Source organism: Actinosynnema sp. CA-299493 (genome assembly GCF_050946825.1).
Lineage (GTDB): Bacteria > Actinomycetota > Actinomycetes > Mycobacteriales > Pseudonocardiaceae > Actinosynnema.
The window spans coordinates 5,713,193-5,734,103 of the sequence record NZ_CP191993.1 but is presented as its reverse complement, the minus strand read 5'-3'; the positions used below and the strand labels follow the sequence as shown (position 1 = coordinate 5,734,103).

Genomic DNA, 20,911 nt, shown 5'->3' with positions numbered 1-20,911 from the left:
CCGGTGCTGCACGGCGGCCGGATGGAAGCGGCGCTGCGCACGCTCGAACTGGAGGTCCGCCGCCGGCTCGACGGCCTGCTCCAGGGCAACCACCTGGGGCTCGTGCCCGGACCGGGTTCCGAACCCGGCGAGGCGCGGCCCTACCAGCCCGGCGACGACGTGCGGCGGATGGACTGGGCGGTCACCGCGCGCACGACCGTGCCGCACATCCGCGAGACCGTCGCCGACCGCGAGCTGGAGACGTGGCTCGCGATCGACCTGTCGCCGAGCCTCGACTTCGGCACGGCGGCGTGCGAGAAGCGCGACCTGGTGGTCGCCGCGACGGCCGCGGTGGCGCACCTGACCCGCGGCGGCGGCAACCGGATCGGCGCGCTGGTCTCCACCGGCGAGGACCTCGTCCGGGTGCCCGCGCGCGGCGGCCTGGCGCACTCGCGCGGCCTGATCCGCAAGGTCGCCGAGACGCCGCGCGCTCCCGAGGGCACCCGCGGCTCGCTGGCCGACGTGGTCGAGCAACTGCGTCGCCCGCCGCGGCGGCGCGGCCTGGTCGTGGTGATGTCGGACTTCCTCGGCGGCACGGAGTGGCAGCGCCCGCTGCGCGCGTTGTCCGCCCGGCACGACCTGGTGGCCATCGAGGTGATCGACCCGCGTGACATCGACCTGCCCGAGGTGGGCAGGGTCGTGCTGGCCGACCCGGAGTCGGGCAGGCAGCGCGAGGTCGTCGCGTCGCCGCTGCTGCGCCGGGAGTTCGCCGCCGCCGCTGCCGAGCACCGCGCCGAGGTGGCCGCCGGGCTGCGCCGCGCCGGCGCGGGCCACCTGGTGCTGCGCACCGACTCGGACTGGATCGCCGACATCGTGCGGTTCGTCGTCGCGCGCAAGCGCCGCTGGTCGGGAGGGGTGGCCTGATGAGCCTGTCGGGTTTCACCGCGCCGTGGTGGTTCCTGCTGATCGTGGGCGTGGTGGCGCTCGCCGCGTTCTACGTCGTGCTGCAACGCGTGATGCGCAAGCGGACGCTGCGGTTCGCCAACCTGTCGATGCTGGAGAAGGTCGCGCCCAAGCGGCAGGGCTGGTACAAGCACGTGCCGCCGGCGTTGCTGATGGTCGCGTTCATCGCGCTGACCGTGGCGCTGGCCGGGCCGACCGCCGAGCAGAAGGTGCCACGCAACCGCGCGACCGTGATGCTGGTGATCGACACGTCGCTGTCGATGAAGGCCACCGACGTGCAGCCGTCCCGGTTGGACGCCGCGCAGGTGGCCGCCAAGTCGTTCGCCGACGGGCTCACCCCGGGCATCAACCTGGGGCTGATCTCGTTCGCCGGTTCGGCCACCGTGCTGGTCGCGCCGACCACCGACCGCGCGGCGGTCACGCAGAGCATCGACGGGCTGAAGCTGGCCCAGTCGACCGCGACCGGTGACGCGATCGTGGCCGCGCTGGCGGCGATCGACTCGTTCGGCAAGGTCGTCGGCGGCGCGGACGGGCCACCGCCCGCCCGGGTCGTGCTGATGACGGACGGCAAGGAGACGGTCGGCACGCGTGACGCGTTCGACGCGGCTGAGGACGCGAAGAAGGCGGGCGTCCCGATCTCCACGATCTCGTTCGGCACCGAGGAGGGTGTGGTCGAGATCGAGGGGCGGCGGCAGGAGGTGCCGGTGGACGACGACTCGATGAAGGAGATCGCGAAGCTGTCCGGCGGCGAGTTCTTCAAGGCCGCGAGCGCCGAGGAGCTGCGGCGGGTGTACGACACGCTGGGCGAGCAGATCGGGTACGAGAAGAAGCAGGCCGACGCGTCGCGGCCGTGGGTGATGCTGGGCACCGTGCTGGGGATGATCGCCGTGGCGGGCGCGCTGCTCTTCGGGCAACGTCTGCCGTGAGGCGGCAGGATGTCGTCCGTGGCGGTGGCGGAGAACTGGCGGGAGATGGTCGACTGGTCCGTGGCGCTGCTGCGCCGCGGCACCGGCGAGGGCGTGCCCGAGTGGAACCGGCGGGTCCTGTCGTCCGGTCTCGACAACGAGTGCGACCTGCGGCTCTGGCTGCGTGACCAGGGCGTGACCGGGTATCCGCAGATGCTGCTGGTGATGGAGCGGTTCGGCTACCCGGACCTGCTCAGCGCGTCGTCGGACGCCCTGGTGGACGCCCAGTACGCCGACCGGCCCGAGCTGCGCCCGATCCTCGACCGGCTGCTGGCCGAGGCGGCGTTGCTGGGTCCGATGAGCGTTCGGGCGCACAGGACGCACGTGGCGCTGGTGTCGCCGCGCCGGACGTTCGCGGCCGTGAAGGCGACCACCCGTGCCCGCGTCGACCTGGGGCTGCGCCTGGCCGGCTCCCCGGGCAGTGACACCACCCTGCTGATCGGCATCAGCAGCGCCGACGACATCGACGACGACACCCTGGCCCGCCTGCGCCAGGCCTACACCGCCAAACCCTGACCGCGAGAGTCCTACCTTCACGCCGCGAGAGTCCTACGTTCGCGTCACGCGTGTCCTACGTTCAGAACACCCGAATTCAACGCTCAGGACAGCCGGGCACGTGCTGAGCGTTCAACTCGGGTGTTCCGAACGTAGGACACGCGTGTTCTGAACGTAGGACTCTCGCGTTCTGGACGTAGGACTCTCGCGGTCGGGAGGGTTACCACTTGGCCTCGGCGTGCAGCCACAGACCGACGGCGAGGCCGAGGCCGACGAGGTTCAGCGGCGAGAAGCCGGCGCCTCCCGAGACGAGCAGGCCGAACAGCAGGCTGAACCCGGACGTCAGCACGTACAGCCGAGGACCCCACTTGCGGGTGAACCAGGCGCCGACCAGCCCGACGACGGCGACCAGGCTCACCGCGGTCAGCAGCACGACGAGCCGCAACGAGTCGTCGCCCCACTCGGCGCCGTGGTCGACCTCGTCCACCCAGCCCACCACCCCGAGGACCAGCACGAGCGCGTTGGCCAGGGTCATCAGCACCAGCAGCACGACGATGCCGCCGCCCTTCCTGACGCGCGGCTCGGCGAGGCGGGTGATGTCGGGCGAGTTGGCGGAATCGTGCTGCACCATGGCTGTCGTCCTTCCCGGGTACGGCGCGGACCCGGGAGCCGCGTGGCGGAACCGGTCGTGTGCCGTGAGGAGTGGGGCGACCCATCCGGCGCCCTGACCCAGGACGCTACGGAGCGGGCTGGTGGCCCGGCGAGGACGGCGGGGGTGGAAGTTTCCGGTTCCTGGCCGTCCGCTCCACCTCGGCGAGGTCGGCGGCGGTCACCAGGCGGACCTCGGCGGCACGGCGGGCCACGGCGAACCGGGTGTTCTGCAACCGGCCCTCGTGCGGGGCCGCGAACGGGTCGTCCGTCGCGCCGAACGCGATCGCCGAGATCGCCCGGATCGCGTCGTCCACCCGCTGCGCCCGGTGCAGGTTCCAGGTGTAGCCGTGCCACTCGCGGACGCGTTCGAAGACCTCCCGGTTCGACGGCGGCCTCGGGTAGTCGTCCGCGCCGACCAGCCACGGCTCGCACAGCGCCAGCGCGACGAACCAGTCCCGACCGCCCCGCACCAGCCCCGGACCGGTCCGCGTGTCCTCGCCGCCCGCGCCGAACGCCACCTCCGACGTCGACGGCACGTGCTCCACGTCGAGGGTGATCAGCAGGTCGGCGAACCCGTCGCCGGGACCGTTGCGGCCCAGCAGCAGCACCAGCTGGTTCTCGCCGACGTCCAGCAACGCCGACGCCGACCGGGTCAGGATCACCCGGCGCGCGCCACCCGGCGCGTCGAACAGGCTGGACAGCTGCGCCTCACCCGCGCCGAGCCACGTCAACGACACCACGTCCGCGCCCACCGCCAACTCGCCGACGAGCCGCGACACGTGCGGCGCGCAGTCCGGCAGCGTCACCACCACCCGCCCCGGGCGGGCCGGACCCACGACACCGTGCGGCGCACGCCCGAACAGCAGCGACTCGCCCGGCCCCAGCACCACCGAAGCCAGGCCCGCGCCACGCACCACCACCCTCGGCACGGCGCTACTCCGGGCAACCGGGCGGATCGCCCCGGTCCGGTCCGAGCGCCCGCCACTCCTCGGCCAGCGAATCGCGGTCGAGCGCCCCGCACAGCACCTCGACGGCGCGGTCCGGCGCGAGGTCCCAGAGCCGGACGGCGCCATCGGCGCCCACCGACGCGACCCGCTCACCGCCGGCGTCGAACGCCAGGTCGTTCAGCTCGCCGCCGTGCCGGTCCAGCCGCGCCAGCTGCCGCGCCCCGTCGACCTCCCACAGCCGCAGCACGGTGTCCTGGCTCGCGGTGGCCAACGTCCGGCCGTCCGGGCTCCACGCCACCCGCCGCACCGGCGCGTCGTTGCCGGTGAGCGTGCCGACCTCGACGCCGTCCTTGACCCGCCACAGCCGCACCAGCCGGTCGCCGCCGCCGGTGGCGAGCACCGCGCCGTCCGGGCTGAACTCCACGTCGAGCGCGATGCTCTCGTGACCGGGCAGGATCGTCCACTCCGAACCGAGGTCCGCCAGGTCCCACAACCCGATCCGACCGCCCGACAACGCCACGGCGAGCGTGCGGCCGTCCGGGCTGAACGAGACGCCGGTCGGGTAGTTGGGCTCCACCCCGTTGACGGGTGTGTTGCGCGGTTCCTGGGCCGTCGGCCGCCGGCTCACCAGGCGCAGGTCGGCGGCGTCGAACAGGAGCAGCTCGTCGCGCTCCTCCTCCGACCCGGTCGGCTTGCGGCCCGCGACGGCGATCGTCCTGCCGTCCGGGCTGACCCGCACCGCGGTGAACTCCGTGCCCGGCCGGGAGAACCGGCGCACCTCCGCGCCGGTCTCCGCCTTCCACACCACGAGCAGCCCGTCCTTGCCCACCGTGACCAGCTCGCCGCCGTCCGGGCTGAACGCGACGTCGTAGGCGCTGTCGCCGTGGCCTGCCATCTCCCGGACCAACCGCGAGTTCCGGTGGTCCCACAGCCGCACCACGCCGTTGCCGCTGGTGGTGGCGAGCAGGTCACCGCCGGGCTGGAACGCCGCGCCGAGCACGACCGCGTCACGCGGGCCGAGCGTGAACCGCTCGTAGGACCACACGGTGAGCACCCCGGTGGAGTCGGCGCTGAGCAGCGTGTGGCCGTCGGCGGACATCGCCACGCCGAACGTGGTCACCGAGCCCGCGGCGAACTGGGTCAGCGCCTCACCGGTCGCGATGTCCCACGAGTAGACGCTCGCGCCGACCGCACCCGCCACCACCGCCTTGCCGGACGGCGTGAACGCGACCGAGCTCAGCCCCACCTCGGCCGCGGTGATCACCTTGCGCGCGGTCCACGTCCCGACGTCCCACAACCGGACCGTCGCGTCCATGCCCGTGCTCGCCAGCAGCCCGCCGTCGGGCGCGAACGCCAGCGAGTTCACCTCGCCGGTGTGCCCGGTCAGCGTCGCGACCACCGCGCCGTCGCCCACGCGGTGCACCACCACGTCGTTGCCGCTGGTCAACGCGATCAGGCCCGGGTCGGGCGTGAACGCCATCCGGATCGACGGCGCCGCGACGAACACGGCCCGCTCGGTGAACCCGGTCGTCTCCCAGACCACCACACCGCGGTCGGTGTAGGCGACGAGCGTGCCGCCGTCCGGCGAGAGCGCCGTGTCCACCGCCCTCTCCGGCACGGTGAAGACCCGCTTGCGCGCGGCCACGTCCCACAGCTCTACCTTGTTCGCCAGCGGGTCGGCGGAGGCCAGCAGCCGGCCGTCGGTGCTCATCGCCACCGTCCGGTACCACTTGCCCTCGTCGTCCAGCACGGCCAGCTCGCGGCGCGCGGGCACGTCCCACAGCCGCAGCGTGCCGTCCCGTCCGCCGGACGCCGCGACCTTCCCGTCACCGCTGATCGCGAGCCCGTTGATCGCGCCGACGTGCCCGGTCATCCGGCCGCGGTAGGCGTCGGTGATCGCGCCCAGCAGCGCGCTGCGCCCCTCCACGGTCGGGCCGGCCTGCCACGCGCCGAACGCCGCCAGCGCCGCCCGCCGGGGGTCCACCGCCCTGGCCAGCGCCGACTCGGCCGCCAACTGCCGGGACAGGTTCTGCTGCCGCCCGTTGTCCGCCCGGTCCCGCTCGGCCTGCGCGGACTGCCGCGACAGGGTCGCCACGACGACCGCCACCGACGCCACCACCAGCAGCAGGCTCAACGCCACGACCAAGCCGCGCAACCGGTTCGTGCGCCGCCGTGCCGCCACCTGGCCGGCGTGCTCGGCCGCCGTCGACCGGGCCAGGAAGTCCTGCTCGACCGGTGGCAACCGCACCCGGTCCCGCGCCGACTCCAGCCACGCGGTCAGCGACGCCAGCCGCACGCCCCGGTACAGGTCGTCGTCGTGCCGCCCGGACTCGGCCCACACCCGGACCGAGTCGGTGAACCGGCGGTGCTGCACCAGGCCCGCGCGGTCCTCCTCGATCCAGTCCCGCAGCCTCGGCCACGCGGTGAACAACGCCTCGTGGCTCAGCCGCGCGCCCGAGCCGTCCACGGTCACCAGCCGTGCCGCGATCAACCGGTCCAGCACGTGCCGCTGCGCGGCGAACTCGCGCGGGTCCACCCGCCGCCGCACCACCGCGCCGTCGTCGAGCACCGCGACCAGCCGCAGCAGGATCGCCCGCAACGCCTGCCGCCCCACCGGGTCCAGCGCCGAGTGGATCTCCTCGGCGGTGCGCGACACCGCGCCGTCGATGCCTCCCGCGCGGCGGTAGGCGGCCAGCGTCAGCACCGGGCCGTCGCGGTGCAGCCACGACTCGCGCAGCGCGTGCGCCAACCGGGGCAACGCGCCGGGGTCGTAACCGATCTCGCCGCGCACGCCCAGGTCCGCGATCATCCGCTCCGGCAGACCCGGCTCCACGTCGACGCCGAAGTCCTTGGCCGGGCTGACGATCGCCTGCCGCAGCCCGGTCGCGTCCAGCGGGCCGAGCAGCACGGGCGCGGCCAGCGCGGGGCGCAGCGGTGCCAGCTCGATGCACCGGTCGACCAGGTCCGCCCGGACGGCCAGCACGACCAGCGCGGGCCGGGCGGCGGTCAACGCGCCGACGAACGCCAACCGGTCCGCCTCGGGCGCGTTGAACACCTCCTCGAACTGGTCGACCACGATCACCGGCCGCGTCGCGCCCGCGCACCACTCGCCGAACCGGCCGGGCGACTCCCGGATCAGCCGCGCCCACTCCGCCGCGCTGGTCGCCGTGCCGGTCGCCGTGCGCGCGGCCATCGCGGCGGCCAGGTTGCCGACCGGGTCCACGCCCGGCGTCAGCACCACCTGCGGCCACGTCTCGTCGCCGTCACCGGCCAGCGCGGGCAGCAGGCCGGCCTTGAGCACGGACGACTTGCCCGCTCCCGACGCGCCGACCAGCACCACCGGCTCACCGCCGCGGACCTGCTCGGCCAGCCGGACTAGGAGCTCGGTGACGACGTGCGAGCGGCCGTGGAACAGGTCCGCGTCGGCCCGCTCGAACCCGCTCAGGCCCGGGTACGGGGTGGCCGGCGGCTGCGGGCGCGACGGGCGCGGCCGGTTGGCGGAGCGCAGGATCGCGCGCACCAGCCGGCCCTGGTCCTCACCCGGGCCCGGCGACGTCGGTCGGGCGGCGTGCTCGGTGTCACCGTCGAACGCCGCCGCCTCCGCCGCCGCGATCAGCGCCGTCGCCGACTCGAACCGCCGCGCCGGGTCCTTCGCCAGGCCGCGCAGCACCACGGCGTCCAAGCCGGGGCTCACGGTCGGGCTGAACACCGAGGGGGCGGGTGGTGGCTGCAGGAGGTGCGCGGCGACCTTCGCGGCCGGGTCGCCGGCCGGGTGCGGCAGGCGGCCGGTCAGGCACTCGAACAGCACGCACGCCAAGGAGTACTGGTCCGACCGGCCGTCGACCTCGCCGCCCGACAGTCGTTCCGGCGCCATGTAGTCCCAGGAGCCGATCAGGTCGCCCGACCGGGTCAGGGCGGTGGCCTCGGGCGAGGTCTCCCGGGCGATGCCGAAGTCGGCCAGGTAGGCGTGGTCGTCGGCGGCGATCAGGATGTTGGACGGCTTCACGTCCCGGTGGACCAGGCCGCGCTCGTTGGCCGCGTCCACGGCGGAGGCGACCTGGCGGAGGATCTTCAGCGCCCGGACCGGGTCGACCTCGCCACCGCCCAGGGCGCGCCGCAGGTCGGTGCCGTCGACCAGCGCCATGTCCAGGAACAGGTGGCCGTCGACCTCGCCGAAGTCGTTGACCGGGATGACGTTCGGGTGGCTGAGCGCGGCGGCGATGCGCGACTCGCGCTGGAACCGGACCCGGTACTCGTGGTCGGTGGCGGCGGCGGACAGGCGCTTCAGCGCGACGACCCGGTCGTGGACGGTGTCGTAGGCGCGGTGGACGACACCCATGCCGCCCTGCCCGAGCAGCTCGCGGATCTCGTACCGCCCGAAGTCCGCTAAGCCTGACCGCGCCCCCATAGCGCCCCCTCGTCTCGCCCGCCCAAACCTTACTGGGCCGGGTCCGCCGTTCCACCGGGCGAGCGGGTGAGGCGCCGCGGGCCGCGAACGGGTTGTGGAGGCCCGTTCGCGGCCCGCGGTCCTTCAGCGGATCCCGCCGGTGAAGGGGTGGTTACCGCGGGATCCGGGATCGGCGAGCGCGGGTCGGGGGGTGGACCCGCGCGTGGCCGGGGTGGTGTCCTGGCGGATCGGTCAGATGCCGCAGGACGAGGCCGACCAGAAGCGGCTGCCCCGGTGGTCGACGTGGGTGTGGTCGCCGTGACCCGGGTAGCCCGGGCCGAGGATGCCGTTGAAGCCGTGGTTGCGGGCCTGCTGCGCCAGGCGGCACAGGGAGTGCGGGCCCGAACCGAGGTCGACCGCGTCGCCGTACAGGTGCCGGGAGTCGGACGCGCCGCCGACCGCGTTGTTGCACGAGACGCTGCGGAAACCACTGGTGACCCGGATCGACTGGTCGCCGAGCGCGTGCCGCAGCGCCTGCAGCTTCCACATCGACACCAGCGCGTTGGCCTTCGCCGTGGCCGCCGAGACGTTGCCGCCCGCCCAGGTGGAGTTGCAGTTGTTCAACTCCGCGTAGGAGAAGTTGACCGGCGTGCAGTCGTCGTCCTGGAGCGCGTAGAGCCGCGAGTAGGTCGCGCTACCCGCCACCCCGTCCGCTCCCAGGCCGTACGCCTGCTGGAAGCGCACGAGAGCGGACCTCGTCGCCGGACCGAACTGGCCGTCGAGGCCGAGCACGGCGCCGTAGCCGGGGTAGCCGGACAGCCGGATCTGCAGCTGCCGCACGTCCTCACCGGACGCGCCCTGGGAGAGGGTTCGGTTCCACGTGTAGCAGCCATCGGCTTGCGCCGTGCCGCCACCGGCGACGAGAACCACGGCGACGAGCGCCAACGACGCCAGGTAGGAAACAAGTCGGAGCACAGGGACCTCCAGACCGGGTTGGGTGACGGGTCTGGAGCCTGTCGGAGAGGTAAACTTGCGTCAATCTGTCCCTGATGTCTGAATATTTCACACCACAGGAACAGTTTGTGAACAACTGGTCACGCGGGCACCGGCCGCGGGGGTGGGAGGTCGTTGAACCCGGCCCAGTGCCGCACGTCGAAGCGGTCCGGTCCAGTCGTGCCGCTCATGGTGCTCATGCCGCCCGCGCCACTCGTGCCGCTCGCGCCGCCGAACGCGATCCGCCTGCGCCGCACCGCCCGTACGGTCCACACCGCCTGCCGGTCGAGCAACCCGTCGACCTCCTCGTCGCGCAACCCGTCGATCTCGTCCCAGAACGTCAGCACCCGGTTCACGTACAACGCGACCAGGTGGTCCCGCGCCGACTCGAACCGGCCCGCCGCCACCGCCGCCAAGCCGTCCGCCAACACCTCCGGCCAGTCCTCCGCGGTCACCCGCAGGCCCCACGGCGCGGACGGCGCCGAACCCGCCGACGGGAACAGCGCCCGCACCTCGTCCCGGTGCGCCGCCAAGTACCGCGCGACCGCTCCGGACACCCTCGCCACCACCACCGGATCCTGCCGCACCGCGACCCCGTCCACCGCCGCACGTGCCTTCGGGGCCGCGAAGCCGGCCGACCGCACACCGCCGGTCCGCAGCACGACGTGGAACAGCGAGTCCAGCACCTGCTGGGGCAACCGCAGGATCTTCGGGAACGGCGAGTTGTGCAGCTTGCGCCCCAACGGCACCTCGACCACCCGCAGGCGCTCGCGCAGCGCGTTCGCGGTCAGCCACACGTCGATCCCGTAGAGGTGCGCGCTGTCGGGCCGCGGCCAGGTGCGGGAGCGCGCCAGGAAGGCGCGGTTGAACGCGAACTCGCCGCCGATCGGCTGCTGCACGTGCACGCCGAACACCGCCGCCAGCAGCGGACTGGCCAGGTGGTTCGTGGTGTTGGCCTCGTACCGGTCGCGCCGGTAGGAGGGCACGGCCAGGATCGGCTCGTCGCCGTCCACCGCGTCGGCCAGCGCCGGGACCCACCGGGGTTCGGCGGACCGCACGTCGGCGTCGAGCAGCAGCACCCGGTCCGCGTCCAGGTCCAGGGCCCGGTCCATGATCGCGAACACGTTCGTGCCCTTGCCGGTGCCCTCGCCGCCGGAGCTCTCGACGACCTTCCGCGCGTGCAGGGGTGTGCCGGTGAACCGCCGCACGGTGTCGTCAGTGCTGCCGTTCTCGGCCAGCACCACGACGTTCGTGCCGTCCGGGCACGCGAGGCGGAGGCCGGCGTCGGCGGCCAGGGCCACCGCGCCGACCGTGCGCGCCTCGTCGCGGGCGGGTATGCCGACGACGGTCACTCGACTCCGATGCGCCATGGGATGGAATGCTTGGCGGCCGGGGTTACGGGGACACGGCGTCGAGGTAACGGATCAACGGGGTCTGGCCTTCGGTCCGGTGCGGGCCAGCGACCGACCCTGCCCGCGCGACCGCACGACCGGGGCGTGCGAGGGCGGTAAGGGCAACGGCTGGGACTCCTGCTGCCGGCGCGGCACCCTGGCCAGCTCGACCGGGTCCGAGAACTGCGTGCGGGCCGGTCCGGACTCGGAGCGCACCGATTCTGATCGCAGCGCTTCCAATCCCACCGATCCAGCCCGCATTGAGTCAGCCCGCGCTGATTCGGACCGCAGCGCCTCCGATCGCAGCGCCTCCGATCGTGCCGATTCGGACCGCAGCGCTTCCAATCGCAGCGCTTCCGATCGTGCTGATTCAGCGCGTGCTGATTCCGCGCGTGCCGAGCCGGTGCGCGCGGCCTCGGACCGGACCGCCTCTTGGAGCAAGGCGTTCTCGAGCCGCAACGCCTCGGTGCGCACGGCCTCGAACCGCATCGACTGCTCGGACCGCGTCGGCTTGGGCCGCTCCGCCCTGGTCCACTCCGATCTGGCCCGCTCCGGTCTGGCCCGAAGCGCATCGAGAGGCAGCGATTCCGAGTGCAGCGCTTCGAATCTGACCGACTCGGTGCGCGATGCCTCGAACCGGACCGATTCGGTGCGCGGCGCTTCGAACCGGACCGATTCTTCGTACCGGACCGGTGACGCCATCGGTCCGGCCACCGGCAGCTCCCTCGGTGGCACCGGCGGTGGCGCGGGCCGCGACACGTTCTGCGGCAGGCTTCGGAGCGCGTTCGGGAGCGCGTCCTGGGGCGCGCTCTGCGAGGTGTTCTGCGAGGTGGTCCGGGGCATGGGCTCCGGCTGGGGTGCCTGTTGCGGCGGGCGGCGCTGGGGACCGCTCGCGGTCACCCGGTTCTGCCGCCACAGCTCCGTCGACAGCTTGATCATCGCCGTCGGCGCGTCCAACCCGACCATCCCGACCAGGCGCCCGTCGGCGACGAACCCGGTGATGGTCCGGTGGTCCTTCTGCGAACCCGCCAACGTCGTCGTATCCTTGCCCATCGAGGGCAGGCCCGACCCCTGGATGCGCATGCCGTACTGCTCGGTCCAGAACCGGGGGACAGGGGTGAACGGCCGCGAACTGTCCCTGCCCGCCAACAGGTTCTCCGCGGCCGCCCGCCCCATCTCCACCGCGTTGAGCCAGTGCTCCACCCGACGCGGTTGCCCTCCGAACCGGAGGTTCGGCCACCGTGCGACGTCACCCGCGGCCACGATGTCGGACCCGCCGACCACGTGGCACGTGGGGTCGCACAGCACACCGTCCTCCAGCACCAGACCCGACCCGCGCAGCCAGGCGGTCGACGGCGAGGCGCCCACCGCGATCACCACGACCGCGGCGAAGAACACCTGCCCGTCGGAGAGGTGGATCGCCACCCCGCCCGCCTGGCGCACCCAGTGCCGGATCTTCACGCCCATCGCCATCCGGACACCGCGCACCCGGTGCGCCTCGGTGACCGTGTCGGCGATGTTCTTGCCGACCGCGCTGCCGAGCAGCGTGGACGACCGGCTCACGATGGCCACGTCCCGGCCCATCGTCTTCACCGACGCGGCCATCTCGCAGCCGATGAGGCCACCGCCGACGACCACGATCAGCCCCTGCGTCGAGTTGATCGCCTGCTTGATCGCGATCGCGTCGTCCACGGTCCGCAGCACGTGGATGCGCGGGTCCTGGCGCGGCGCGCCCGCCAGGTGGCGCGGCTCGACACCGGTCGCGATGATCAGCCCGTCGTACTTCAGCTCCTCGCCGCCGGGCAGGCCCACCACGCGCCGATCGGGCTCCAGGTGCGTGGCCGCGGTGCCGAGCCGCCACACCGCGTTCAGCTCGCGGCTGATGGTCAGCCGCAGGTCGGACGCGATCAGCTCGCCGTTGATCGCTTCCTTCGACAGCGCGGGCCGGTGGTAGGGCAGGTGCCGCTCCGCGCTCACGATGGCGATCTCGCCGCGGAAGCCGAGCTCCCGCAACCGCTCGCCCGCGCGCAGACCGGCCAACCCGCCGCCCGCGATGACCACGCGTTCCTCGTTCTTCACCGCACACGCTCCCGCAGCTCGATCGCGCGCATCGGACAAGCGCGCGCGGCGGCCCGCGCCTTCGCGAACTGCTCGGGTGGTGGCCTGCGCTCGTACCGCAGGCGCTCGTCGTCGACCAGCTGGAACAGCCCCGGAGCCTCGGCCTGGCAGATGCCGTAGCGGTGGCAGCGCTCGTTGTCGACGCTGATGTCCAACGCGCTGCCGCCCGCGCCGTCCGGCTCGGGCTCGAAACCGGGCTCCGGCTCCAGCATCCCCAGCTTCACCAGCCAGTGCGGCGGCAGGAAGCGGGCGACGGCCATGGTCGCCGTGGGCACCAGGATCGTCAGGCCGGCCAACCACAGCACGGCCAGGTTTCCGTTCGCGACCGCGCCGAACCAGGAGTGGACCACGGTGACCGCGACCGCGAGGTAGGCCAGCTGGTGCAGCCGCAGCCACTTGCGGTAGTAGACCTTCTTGCGCAGCCCCGCGGTGATCGCGATGGTCAGCATGATCTCCAGGCCGAGGATGCCGAGGGCGTGCCGGAACAGGCCGCCGTCGTAGAACGGCACGAGGACCTTCAAGTACGAGAAAGCGCCGAGCTGCAACAGGGTGAACGCCATCGCGTGCAGCGACCCGAACGTCAGGGCCATGGTGGCCAGCACCATGTGGCTGTTGCGCAACCCCTGTCTGCCGGAGATCTTGTTGGCCCAGCCCGTGGCGATCAGCACGCCCCAGCACAGGGTGGCGCACATCGACGCGTAGGCCAGGCGGGCCGAGATCTGCGCCACGTGGCGCACTCCGGCGTCGTGGTCGCCGCCGGTCGCCTGGGCGATCAGCAGCGGAACCTGGGTGAGCACTGGTCTTACCTCCGAGATGGCGGGAGAGAACTCGCAGGCGGTGGGAGTGGGCCGGACCGCGGCCGGCCCCGTCCGGGTCGACCCGCCCGGCCGGCCGCGCAGGAGTGGTCACGGCCTGCCGGGCGGGTTCGAGGGTGGAAGTCCTCCGCGAGGGGAGGCTCGGTGTGGTCTTGATCCCGGTTCACCACCTCCTTTCACTTGACGTTGTCGCGTGGCCGCAGCAGGCGCAGGATCGCGATCGTCACCACCGCGCCCACCAGGCACATGAGGAGCACGGAAAGGGGGCTCGGGCCGCCCGCCGGCAGCTGCGCCGCGGCCCGCACCGGGTCGGTGCCCACGGCGTTCCCGGGCGCGGCGCCGGCGGCCACGGGTTTGGACAGGCCCATGTCGGTGACCACGTTGGTGCTCTCCAACAAGGTCATGTGCTTGAGCACGATCTGGTTGCACACCTGGGCGAACTGCCGGATCGCCTCGTTGCGGGTGGTCGCCCGCACGGTGGCGATGGCCGGGAAGATCGAGCCGTGCGCGGCGCGCAGCCGGTTGGCGAACGAGTCGTCGAACGCCGCGCCGGTGCGCGCGCGCATCTCCGCCATCCACGACTGCTGGTCGGCGTTGGCCTCGTCCGGCAGCGCGACGCCCATCTGGGACGCCAGCCGCACCACCCGCTCGTCGAGGAACGCGTGATCGCTCGCCAGCTGCGCGCCGACTTCCTTGACCCGGACGCCGGCCGCGCGGGTCTGCGCCTCCTCGCCCATGGGCATCTCCCACAGGCCCGCCAGCCGCACCTTGACCAGCAACTCCTTGTCCAGCGCGGTGATCGGGCCCAGCGGCGTCTGCTCCACCGGCCCGGCCCCCGGCGGGTCGTCGGCGTGCGCGACACCGGGCAGCACGGGCAGCAACAGCAGGTGCAGGGCCAGCGCGACCGCCGCGAAACGCTTGGCTGACATGGTCTTCTCGCCCTAGTAGCCGTCGCCGGTGGACGGTTGGCCGGGCGCCGCGCCGTCGTTGGCCTGCGCCTTCTTGCCCTCGGGCGTCACCGCGAACCACGTGCCGCCCCTGCCCTGCCCGGTCAGGTCGCCCGCCTTCTTGTCACCCGCGTACCGGTACAGCGGCCAGCCGGCCAGCGTGACCTGCTTCTTGCCGTCCGCACGTGCGACCGAGCCGACCAGGGTCGGGTCGACGCCGGAGGTCATGGTGTGGTCGCTGACCAGCACGGGCGGCCACGCCTTCAGGCACTCGGCGTCGCAATTGGACTTCGACGGTTTCGCGGTGTCCTTCTCGAAGCGGTACAGCGCGAAGCCGCCGGCGTCCGAGACGAACCACCCCACCTGCTTCGACTCGGTCGCCGAGAGCATCTGGTGCGGCTCCTTGCCGAATTCCGGCTGCTGTTGGAGAGTCGTCGAACCGGAACCGGCGCCCGCTGCGGCGTCCTGGCCCGCGGCGTTGCCGAGACCGGTCGCTCCACAGGCGCTGACCAGCAACAACACCGCGGCTGCCGGAACCGGCAGCAACGTCCTCCGGGTACGTCGACTTCGCATCGTTGGTCCTTTCTCCTGCCGGCGGGTCCGCCGAAAGGCCTAGCGGACCGGTGGACCGGGTCCGGGCCTTTGAAGCGGATACCGTGGAGTACGGACACGATGGGATGACGGTTCACGAACAAATCAACGACTTTTTTTGCGACCAAACCCTCGACGTGGCGGCCCTCGGCGCGCTTGGATGCTCGGCGTGGCGCGGCACAGACGCAGCACTTCCCCCCAAAGAGATCACACTTGGCCGGACTTGAGTCTGGAAGACGAGCTGATCCGCAGGCTCTACCAGGAGTTCGGCAGCGCGCTGCTCGGGCATGCCATGAGGCTGACCGGCAGCGACCGGCAGTGGGCAGAGGACATCGTCCAGGAGACGCTCGTGCGGGCGTGGCGCAACGCCGAGAAGCTGGAGCGGGACCCCGTCCTGCTGCGCTCCTGGCTGTTCACCGTCGCCCGGCGGCTGGTCATCGACGACCGTCGCAAGCGGAGCGTCCGACCGCAGGAGTCGGAGTTGACGCCGTCCGACGAGGCCCCGCAGCGGGATGAAGCGGACCGCACGCTGGCGGCCATAGTCGTAGCCGAAGCGATGAACGGACTGACGGAGGAACACCGGGAGGCTATTCTCGAGACGTACTTAAGGGATCGGACGGTCGGGGAAGCCGCAGCGGTGCTCGGGGTACCGCCCGGCACGGTGAAGTCCAGGGTGTACTACGCGCTCCGCGCCCTGCGGCGAGCGTTGCAGGATCGGGGCTGAACAGGTGACTTCGCAGCCGTTCCACGTCGACGTGGCGGCGTACGTCCTCGGCGTCCTCGACGAGGACGAGGTCGACGCGTTCGAGAACCACCTCGCCCAGTGCCGTCGATGTGCGCTCGACCTGCGTGATTTCGCCGAACTGCCCGATCTGCTCGACGAGGCCGACGCCAACGGCATGCTGCGCGCCAACGCGGGGGAGCGGCCCGACGGCCGTTCGGTGCGCGCGATGCTCGACTCGGTCTCGGAAGTCAGGGCGCGCAAGCGCCGCAACGTCGCGCTGCTGGCCGCCGCCGCCGCGACGTTGCTGGTCGTGCTGACCGCGGTGGTGTCGGTCTACGTCGCCGCACCGTCCGACCCGGTCGCCACCTCTGCCACGCCGTCGGTGCCGGCGCAGTCCAACGTGGCGAAGGGCGCCCCGGATCCGTCCGGCACCATCACCCGCACCGATCCCACGACCGGCGTGTTCGCCCGGCTCTCGGCCAGCCCCGAGCCGTGGGGCACGTCGGTGCAGGTCGAGGTGAAGGGCGCGAAGGGCCCCACCCGGTGCGAGCTGGTGGCGAAGTCGCGCACGGGTGAGGCGATGGTCATCGGCTCCTGGCTGGTGACGGCCTCGGGCCCGGCCAAGGACCCGGTGACGGTGCAGGCCTCCGTCGGCCTGCGCTGGCACGACATCGTGGAGTTCGTCGTGCGGGACGCGAAGGAAGGCACCCCCCTGGTCCGCCTCCCCACCTCCTGACCCTCGCGAGTCCTACGCTCGGAACACCCGTGTCCTACGTTCGGGACACCCGAGTTGAACGCTCAGGACGCGCCGAGCGCACCACCGTTCAAGACCGGCACCACCGGCACGGCGTTCACTCCCTCCAGGGAGGCGGCGCCGTGCCGTCGTGCGAGGAGGTTGTGGTGGAGGTCGGATTCGTCGGTCTCGGCATCATGGGGCAGCCGATGGCGCTCAACCTGGCCCGGTCCGGCCGGCCGCTCGTGGTGTGGAACCGCTCGCCGCACCGGGCGGAACCGCTGCGGGACGCGGGCGCACGGGTCGTCGCGACACCGGCCGAGGTCTTCGCCGCCGCCGAGGTCGTGATCCTCATGCTCGCCAACGAGGACGCGATCGACGCGGTCCTCGACCGCGGCACGGACCGGTTCGCCGACCACGTCGTCGGCCGCACGGTCGTGCACATGGGCACGACCTCGCCCGGCTACTCGCACGCGCTCGGGGCCGACATCCGCGCCGCCGGCGGCGACTACGTCGAAGCGCCCGTCTCCGGCTCGCGGGGCCCGGCCGAGGCGGGCGAACTCGTCGCCATGCTCGCCGGCGACCAGGACCCCGTGGCACGGGTCCGCGAGGTGATCGCGCCGATGTGCGCGGAGTCCGTGACCTGCGGCCCCACGCCCAACGCGCTGCTGATGAAGCTGTCCGTGAACCTGTTCCTGATCACCATGACCACCGGCCTCGTCGAGGCGTTCCACTTCGCCGAGCGGCACGAGCTCAACCTCGGCACGCTGGTCGAGGTGCTGGACAAGGGCCCGATGGCCAGCAAGGTGTCCCGCGCGAAGACCGCGAAGCTCCTCGCCGAGGACTTCGACGCGCAGGCCGCCGCCGGCGACGTCTTCACCAACACCCGGCTGATCACCGCCGCCGCCCGTGCCGCCGGGGTCGCCTCGCCGCTGATGGACGAGTGCCTGACCCTGATGGGCCGCACGGTGGAACTGGGGCACGGCAAAGAGGACGTGGCCGCCGTCGTGCACGCTTTGCGGGAACGCTCAGATTCGGCGCAACCCCATGAGGACGCGTTCCATCAACTCCAGTGACGGCCGGCCCTTGGCGTCGATCGCCTGATCTTCGTGCACGTTGATCAGACTCATGTCGGACATGTCCGCCAACAAAACCCGGACCACGCCGAGCGGCAACCGCAAAGTCGCCGCGACTTCCGCGACGGAATGCGGGTTGCGGCACAGGTCGCTGATGACGCGGTGTTCCGCGGTCGACGTGAGGGCGTCTCTTTCCGCTTTTTCGTTCGTCGTCACGATGGTCTCGATGGCCAACGTGGTCGCGGAGCGCGTGCGCCCGCCGGTTCTGGTGTAGGGGCGCACCCGGAGGGTCGACACACCAGCTCCTCAAAGCCGTCGAAGTGATCATGGTCGTGCACGGGTCAGGGTCGCTGACGCCGCTAGACCCTACGAGTGATCACCGCTCCTGTCTCGGTTTTCCCGGCATGTGGGAGGTTTTGCGCATCGCCGCGACGGTCCGTGCCCGGTCGCTTTCGGGGGGTGTCCGGCGTGGTGCGCGGCCGGTGCGCAGGCATCGGATGATCGGTCTTCTTCACCGTCCGTTCGCCGGCCGTTCGGCTTCGGATCGCCTGGGACTGGTCGTCCCAGGCGTCCGCCGGGGTTCTACCCGATGGGTGTGGGATTCGCGATCACGCTTACCTCGCAGAACACATGGGGGGTTTGTGGTGTCCTGGCGATGAGCTCACCACCGAGCGGCTTGTGGCCAAAACCGAACGTAGTGAGGGTGGAGCGCTCTCACAACGGTTGTTGACCAAGGTTTGATGTTGGAGCTCCGGGCCGGGCGAAATCGAAATGTCGGGAAGGCGGGAGGTCGTCAACGGCAGGCCCCCGTGTTTCCCGGGATCAAAGCCCCCGGCGCACTGCTCATCCGTGCGGGGTCCCAGTGCTCGTCGTCGGGTCCCGGTGTGCCGGCGACGGGGCCGGAGGCTTGACCGGAGGGCGCGTCGCACGAACCCGGGCCGGGAACGTCGTGGGAGCGGGACGGCGGGACGCCGAGCCAGATCAGGGCCACGGCCGCCGCCGTCACCGCCGCTGCCGCAGTCAGGAGGATGACTGCCCGTTGTCGTCGTCGCATCACACGGCCCGCTACATGTCCTTCACCGCGTCGAACAAGCTCCCGGCGGTGTCGTAGCTGAAATAAGGACTCTGCCACTTGTAGACGTGCGTCGGGTCCGGGTTCCAGAACATCCAGCTGTTCACACCGTCGAGATAGGCCCAGAACGTCTCGCCGTAGTGATCGAGCCACGGGCCACCGCTCGCGCCACCGGTCATGGTGCAGCCCAAGGTCGGGAATCCGCTCTCGTTCCACGTGGTGCCCGAGCAGTAGTAGAGACCGCTGCCGTCGAACGGCGGGTCGGCCGGGTAGCCGAACATGTGGACCTGGTGGCCGTAGCCGTGTCCCCACTGGATTCCCTGCCCGCCGACGGCGTCCACGATCCGCACGCCGTCCTTGGGCTGCATGACCACCGCGGCCACGTCGAACGCGCGGTTCGCGGTGTCGATCCACCCGGTCTTGGCCCACAACTGGTAGGCGTGCCACGTGCCGAACGGCGAGCCGCCGTGGTACTCGGGCACGAACACCCAGCGGTTGACGTCGAACCAGCCGCGACCGCCGCCACCGCCGTGCACGCAGTGGCCCGCGGTGAACACCAGGCGCTTGCCGCCGCTGTTGACCGTGCTGCCCGAGCAGGAGTGGTCCCCGCCGCGGTCGTCGACGAAGAACACCCGGCCGGACATGGTGTGGATGTCCGCCTTCGGGCTCACCACCGTCGGTAACGCGCCGTCGACCCTTCCCCTCGGCCCCGGCCTCGGTCCACGTCGTTCCGCCGTGCTGCCGGCGGTGACCGGGGACGGTCCGGCGGTGATGGCCGCGGCCATGCGCGCCGGCGTCCAATATTCTTCCGCGCTCAGCCCCTCGGCCGAGGTGATCGTCGAACCGGTGTTGCCCGCGGCCGGTGCGGCGTCCACCGACTGGTCCACCGGTTGCGCGACAACCGGACCGGCCATCATGCCGATCCCCGCCACGCACCCGGCGAGGACGACACCGAACCTGTGAAGTGCCCGCACAATTCCTCCCCGTGGTGAAAGCCTCGAGAAGGTGGCGTTCCGCGCCGGCCGCCACACCCGGAATTCGATGGGATTTCACGATGGCGAATACCCGGCGGCTCCCTCTCGCTCTTGAGGCAGCGAGCCTGTCGCACCCGGGTAATGATCACAAGGTCGTGCCGCGCACTGAGCCTTTCCGGGTAACCATGTGTGGCATTGCGTGATCAACTGCGGTTGGTCACGTGGTCCGGTGATTCTCGTGGTGCAGCAGGACAAGCGCCGCCCCGACGATGTCGCCCAGCCGCCAGGGGCAGCCGCGATAGTGGCGCAGGGCCTTGTAGGTGGTCTTGAGCAGCGAGTTGGCGCGTTCGCCCAGGCAACGCAGGGCACCGTGGACCGCGTTGTACGCCTGCTGGTCCGCGGTCAACGTCGCGTCCGCGGGCTTCTTGACCGGGGTCCTGAACAGGCCGGACTCGCCCTCGTATCCCAGGTCGGCCAGGGCGAGGGCGCCGTCGCCGACCCAGTCGGCGAGCCGGGCCGTCAACTCCGGATCGGCACGTGCGGCGCTCATGTCGTGCTCCCGACCCGGCCGCACGTCGGAGGTCCACAGGGGCCATCCGTCCGGAGCGGAGACGACCTGGATGTTCCCGCCGTGCCGCCGGTGTTTGCCGCTCCACCACAGGTCCACCCCCGCGGTCGGGCCGGGTGTGGAGATCCGGTCGGTGTGCATCAGCGTGCCGTCCACGATCACGTGCGAATACCCGGCCGTCCTGGCCGCCAACAGCGCCCCGTGCAGGGACGGCCCGCGCGCAGCCAGCACCGCGACGCCCTCGTCCCGGTACTCGTACACCGTGGACACGGAGATGTCGTTGTCCCTGGCCAGAGCCGACATCCGGGTGTCGTCCAGGAACCAGCGCAGCACCAGCACGGCCTGCTTGTAGGTCCCCAACGCGCGCATGCCCTTGCGCGTACCCCGCCGTTCGCGTTCGGCATGCAGAAGCGCGGACAGGAACAGAACGGTGTCCTCGGATACGTCCAGGACAGCGGTGTATGTGACACTCATCGAGCGCGGGACCCCTGTGAAGTTGATCTGTGAGAGGACCACTTCGTA

Annotated in this window: 18 protein-coding genes; 6 read left to right on the top strand and 12 right to left on the bottom strand. The window is 71.9% G+C overall.

Features of this window, described 5'->3' with window-relative positions; all coding sequences use genetic code 11:
* Positions 1 to 21 precede the first annotated feature (21 nt).
* From ACQPYE_RS23940 to ACQPYE_RS23930, 3 genes are read left to right on the top strand one after another with little or no spacing between them, the layout of a single operon-like run.
* On the top strand, positions 22 to 903 hold the full coding sequence (locus tag ACQPYE_RS23940; protein WP_498722973.1) for a DUF58 domain-containing protein: 882 nt from the start codon (positions 22 to 24) through the stop codon (positions 901 to 903).
* Positions 903 to 1,868 carry a VWA domain-containing protein gene (locus ACQPYE_RS23935; protein WP_498714622.1) on the top strand — a complete coding sequence of 322 codons (966 nt, stop codon included), beginning with the start codon at positions 903 to 905 and terminating at the stop codon, positions 1,866 to 1,868. The genes ACQPYE_RS23940 and ACQPYE_RS23935 overlap by 1 nt, the downstream gene beginning before the upstream one ends.
* 9 nt (positions 1,869 to 1,877) lie before the next feature.
* Positions 1,878 to 2,423, top strand: a complete 546-nt coding sequence (locus tag ACQPYE_RS23930; RefSeq protein ID WP_498714621.1) for a DUF5655 domain-containing protein — start codon at positions 1,878 to 1,880, stop codon at positions 2,421 to 2,423.
* A gap of 199 nt (positions 2,424 to 2,622) precedes the next feature.
* Here ACQPYE_RS23930 and ACQPYE_RS23925 read toward each other — a convergent pair whose 3' ends face one another.
* The 9 genes from ACQPYE_RS23925 to ACQPYE_RS23885 all read right to left on the bottom strand — a co-directional run bounded on the left by ACQPYE_RS23925 (position 2,623) and on the right by ACQPYE_RS23885 (position 15,224).
* Positions 2,623 to 3,033 carry a hypothetical protein gene (locus ACQPYE_RS23925; RefSeq protein ID WP_498714620.1) on the bottom strand — a complete coding sequence of 137 codons (411 nt, stop codon included), beginning with the start codon at positions 3,031 to 3,033 and terminating at the stop codon, positions 2,623 to 2,625.
* A gap of 106 nt (positions 3,034 to 3,139) precedes the next feature.
* Complete coding sequence (locus tag ACQPYE_RS23920; protein WP_498714619.1) at positions 3,140 to 3,982, bottom strand: hypothetical protein; 843 nt, start codon at positions 3,980 to 3,982, stop codon at positions 3,140 to 3,142.
* Between the two features lie 4 nt (positions 3,983 to 3,986).
* A complete protein-coding gene (locus ACQPYE_RS23915; protein ID WP_498714618.1) occupies positions 3,987 to 8,408 on the bottom strand; it encodes an nSTAND1 domain-containing NTPase in 4,422 nt (1,473 codons plus the stop codon).
* A 231-nt stretch (positions 8,409 to 8,639) separates the two neighbouring features.
* Positions 8,640 to 9,362, bottom strand: coding sequence for a D-Ala-D-Ala carboxypeptidase family metallohydrolase (locus tag ACQPYE_RS23910; RefSeq protein WP_498714617.1), 723 nt, complete (start codon positions 9,360 to 9,362; stop codon positions 8,640 to 8,642).
* 119 nt (positions 9,363 to 9,481) lie between these two features.
* Positions 9,482 to 10,732: a glycosyltransferase family protein gene (locus ACQPYE_RS23905; RefSeq protein ID WP_498714616.1), complete on the bottom strand. Its 1,251-nt coding sequence runs from the start codon at positions 10,730 to 10,732 to the stop codon at positions 9,482 to 9,484.
* A gap of 72 nt (positions 10,733 to 10,804) precedes the next feature.
* Positions 10,805 to 12,850, bottom strand: coding sequence for an NAD(P)/FAD-dependent oxidoreductase (locus ACQPYE_RS23900; RefSeq protein ID WP_498714615.1), 2,046 nt, complete (start codon positions 12,848 to 12,850; stop codon positions 10,805 to 10,807).
* Positions 12,847 to 13,686 carry a ferredoxin gene (locus tag ACQPYE_RS23895; protein ID WP_498714614.1) on the bottom strand — a complete coding sequence of 280 codons (840 nt, stop codon included), beginning with the start codon at positions 13,684 to 13,686 and terminating at the stop codon, positions 12,847 to 12,849. Before ACQPYE_RS23895 ends, ACQPYE_RS23900 begins: the two co-directional genes overlap by 4 nt.
* A gap of 194 nt (positions 13,687 to 13,880) precedes the next feature.
* Positions 13,881 to 14,633 carry a DUF4142 domain-containing protein gene (locus ACQPYE_RS23890; protein ID WP_498714613.1) on the bottom strand — a complete coding sequence of 251 codons (753 nt, stop codon included), beginning with the start codon at positions 14,631 to 14,633 and terminating at the stop codon, positions 13,881 to 13,883.
* Positions 14,634 to 14,645: 12 nt separating this feature from the next.
* Positions 14,646 to 15,224 carry a hypothetical protein gene (locus tag ACQPYE_RS23885; RefSeq protein WP_498714612.1) on the bottom strand — a complete coding sequence of 193 codons (579 nt, stop codon included), beginning with the start codon at positions 15,222 to 15,224 and terminating at the stop codon, positions 14,646 to 14,648.
* 178 nt (positions 15,225 to 15,402) lie between these two features.
* Here ACQPYE_RS23885 and ACQPYE_RS23880 point away from each other — a divergent pair, with 178 nt between their 5' ends.
* The 3 genes from ACQPYE_RS23880 (at position 15,403) to ACQPYE_RS23870 (ending at position 17,775) form a co-directional block, all read left to right on the top strand.
* Positions 15,403 to 15,966, top strand: coding sequence for a sigma-70 family RNA polymerase sigma factor (locus ACQPYE_RS23880; RefSeq protein ID WP_498714611.1), 564 nt, complete (start codon positions 15,403 to 15,405; stop codon positions 15,964 to 15,966).
* A 4-nt stretch (positions 15,967 to 15,970) separates the two neighbouring features.
* Complete coding sequence (locus ACQPYE_RS23875) at positions 15,971 to 16,702, top strand: anti-sigma factor family protein (protein ID WP_498714610.1); 732 nt, start codon at positions 15,971 to 15,973, stop codon at positions 16,700 to 16,702.
* A gap of 161 nt (positions 16,703 to 16,863) precedes the next feature.
* Positions 16,864 to 17,775, top strand: coding sequence for an NAD(P)-dependent oxidoreductase (locus ACQPYE_RS23870; RefSeq protein WP_498714609.1), 912 nt, complete (start codon positions 16,864 to 16,866; stop codon positions 17,773 to 17,775).
* Here ACQPYE_RS23870 and ACQPYE_RS23865 read toward each other — a convergent pair.
* The 3 genes from ACQPYE_RS23865 to ACQPYE_RS23855 all read right to left on the bottom strand — a co-directional run bounded on the left by ACQPYE_RS23865 (position 17,728) and on the right by ACQPYE_RS23855 (position 20,863).
* Positions 17,728 to 18,072: a DUF742 domain-containing protein gene (locus ACQPYE_RS23865; RefSeq protein WP_498714608.1), complete on the bottom strand. Its 345-nt coding sequence runs from the start codon at positions 18,070 to 18,072 to the stop codon at positions 17,728 to 17,730. The two genes, ACQPYE_RS23870 and ACQPYE_RS23865, sit on opposite strands and share 48 nt — an antisense overlap.
* 768 nt (positions 18,073 to 18,840) lie before the next feature.
* Positions 18,841 to 19,821, bottom strand: coding sequence for a trypsin-like serine peptidase (locus tag ACQPYE_RS23860; RefSeq protein WP_498714607.1), 981 nt, complete (start codon positions 19,819 to 19,821; stop codon positions 18,841 to 18,843).
* A 217-nt stretch (positions 19,822 to 20,038) separates the two neighbouring features.
* On the bottom strand, positions 20,039 to 20,863 hold the full coding sequence (locus tag ACQPYE_RS23855) for a transposase family protein (protein ID WP_498714606.1): 825 nt from the start codon (positions 20,861 to 20,863) through the stop codon (positions 20,039 to 20,041).
* Positions 20,864 to 20,911: the final 48 nt, after the last annotated feature.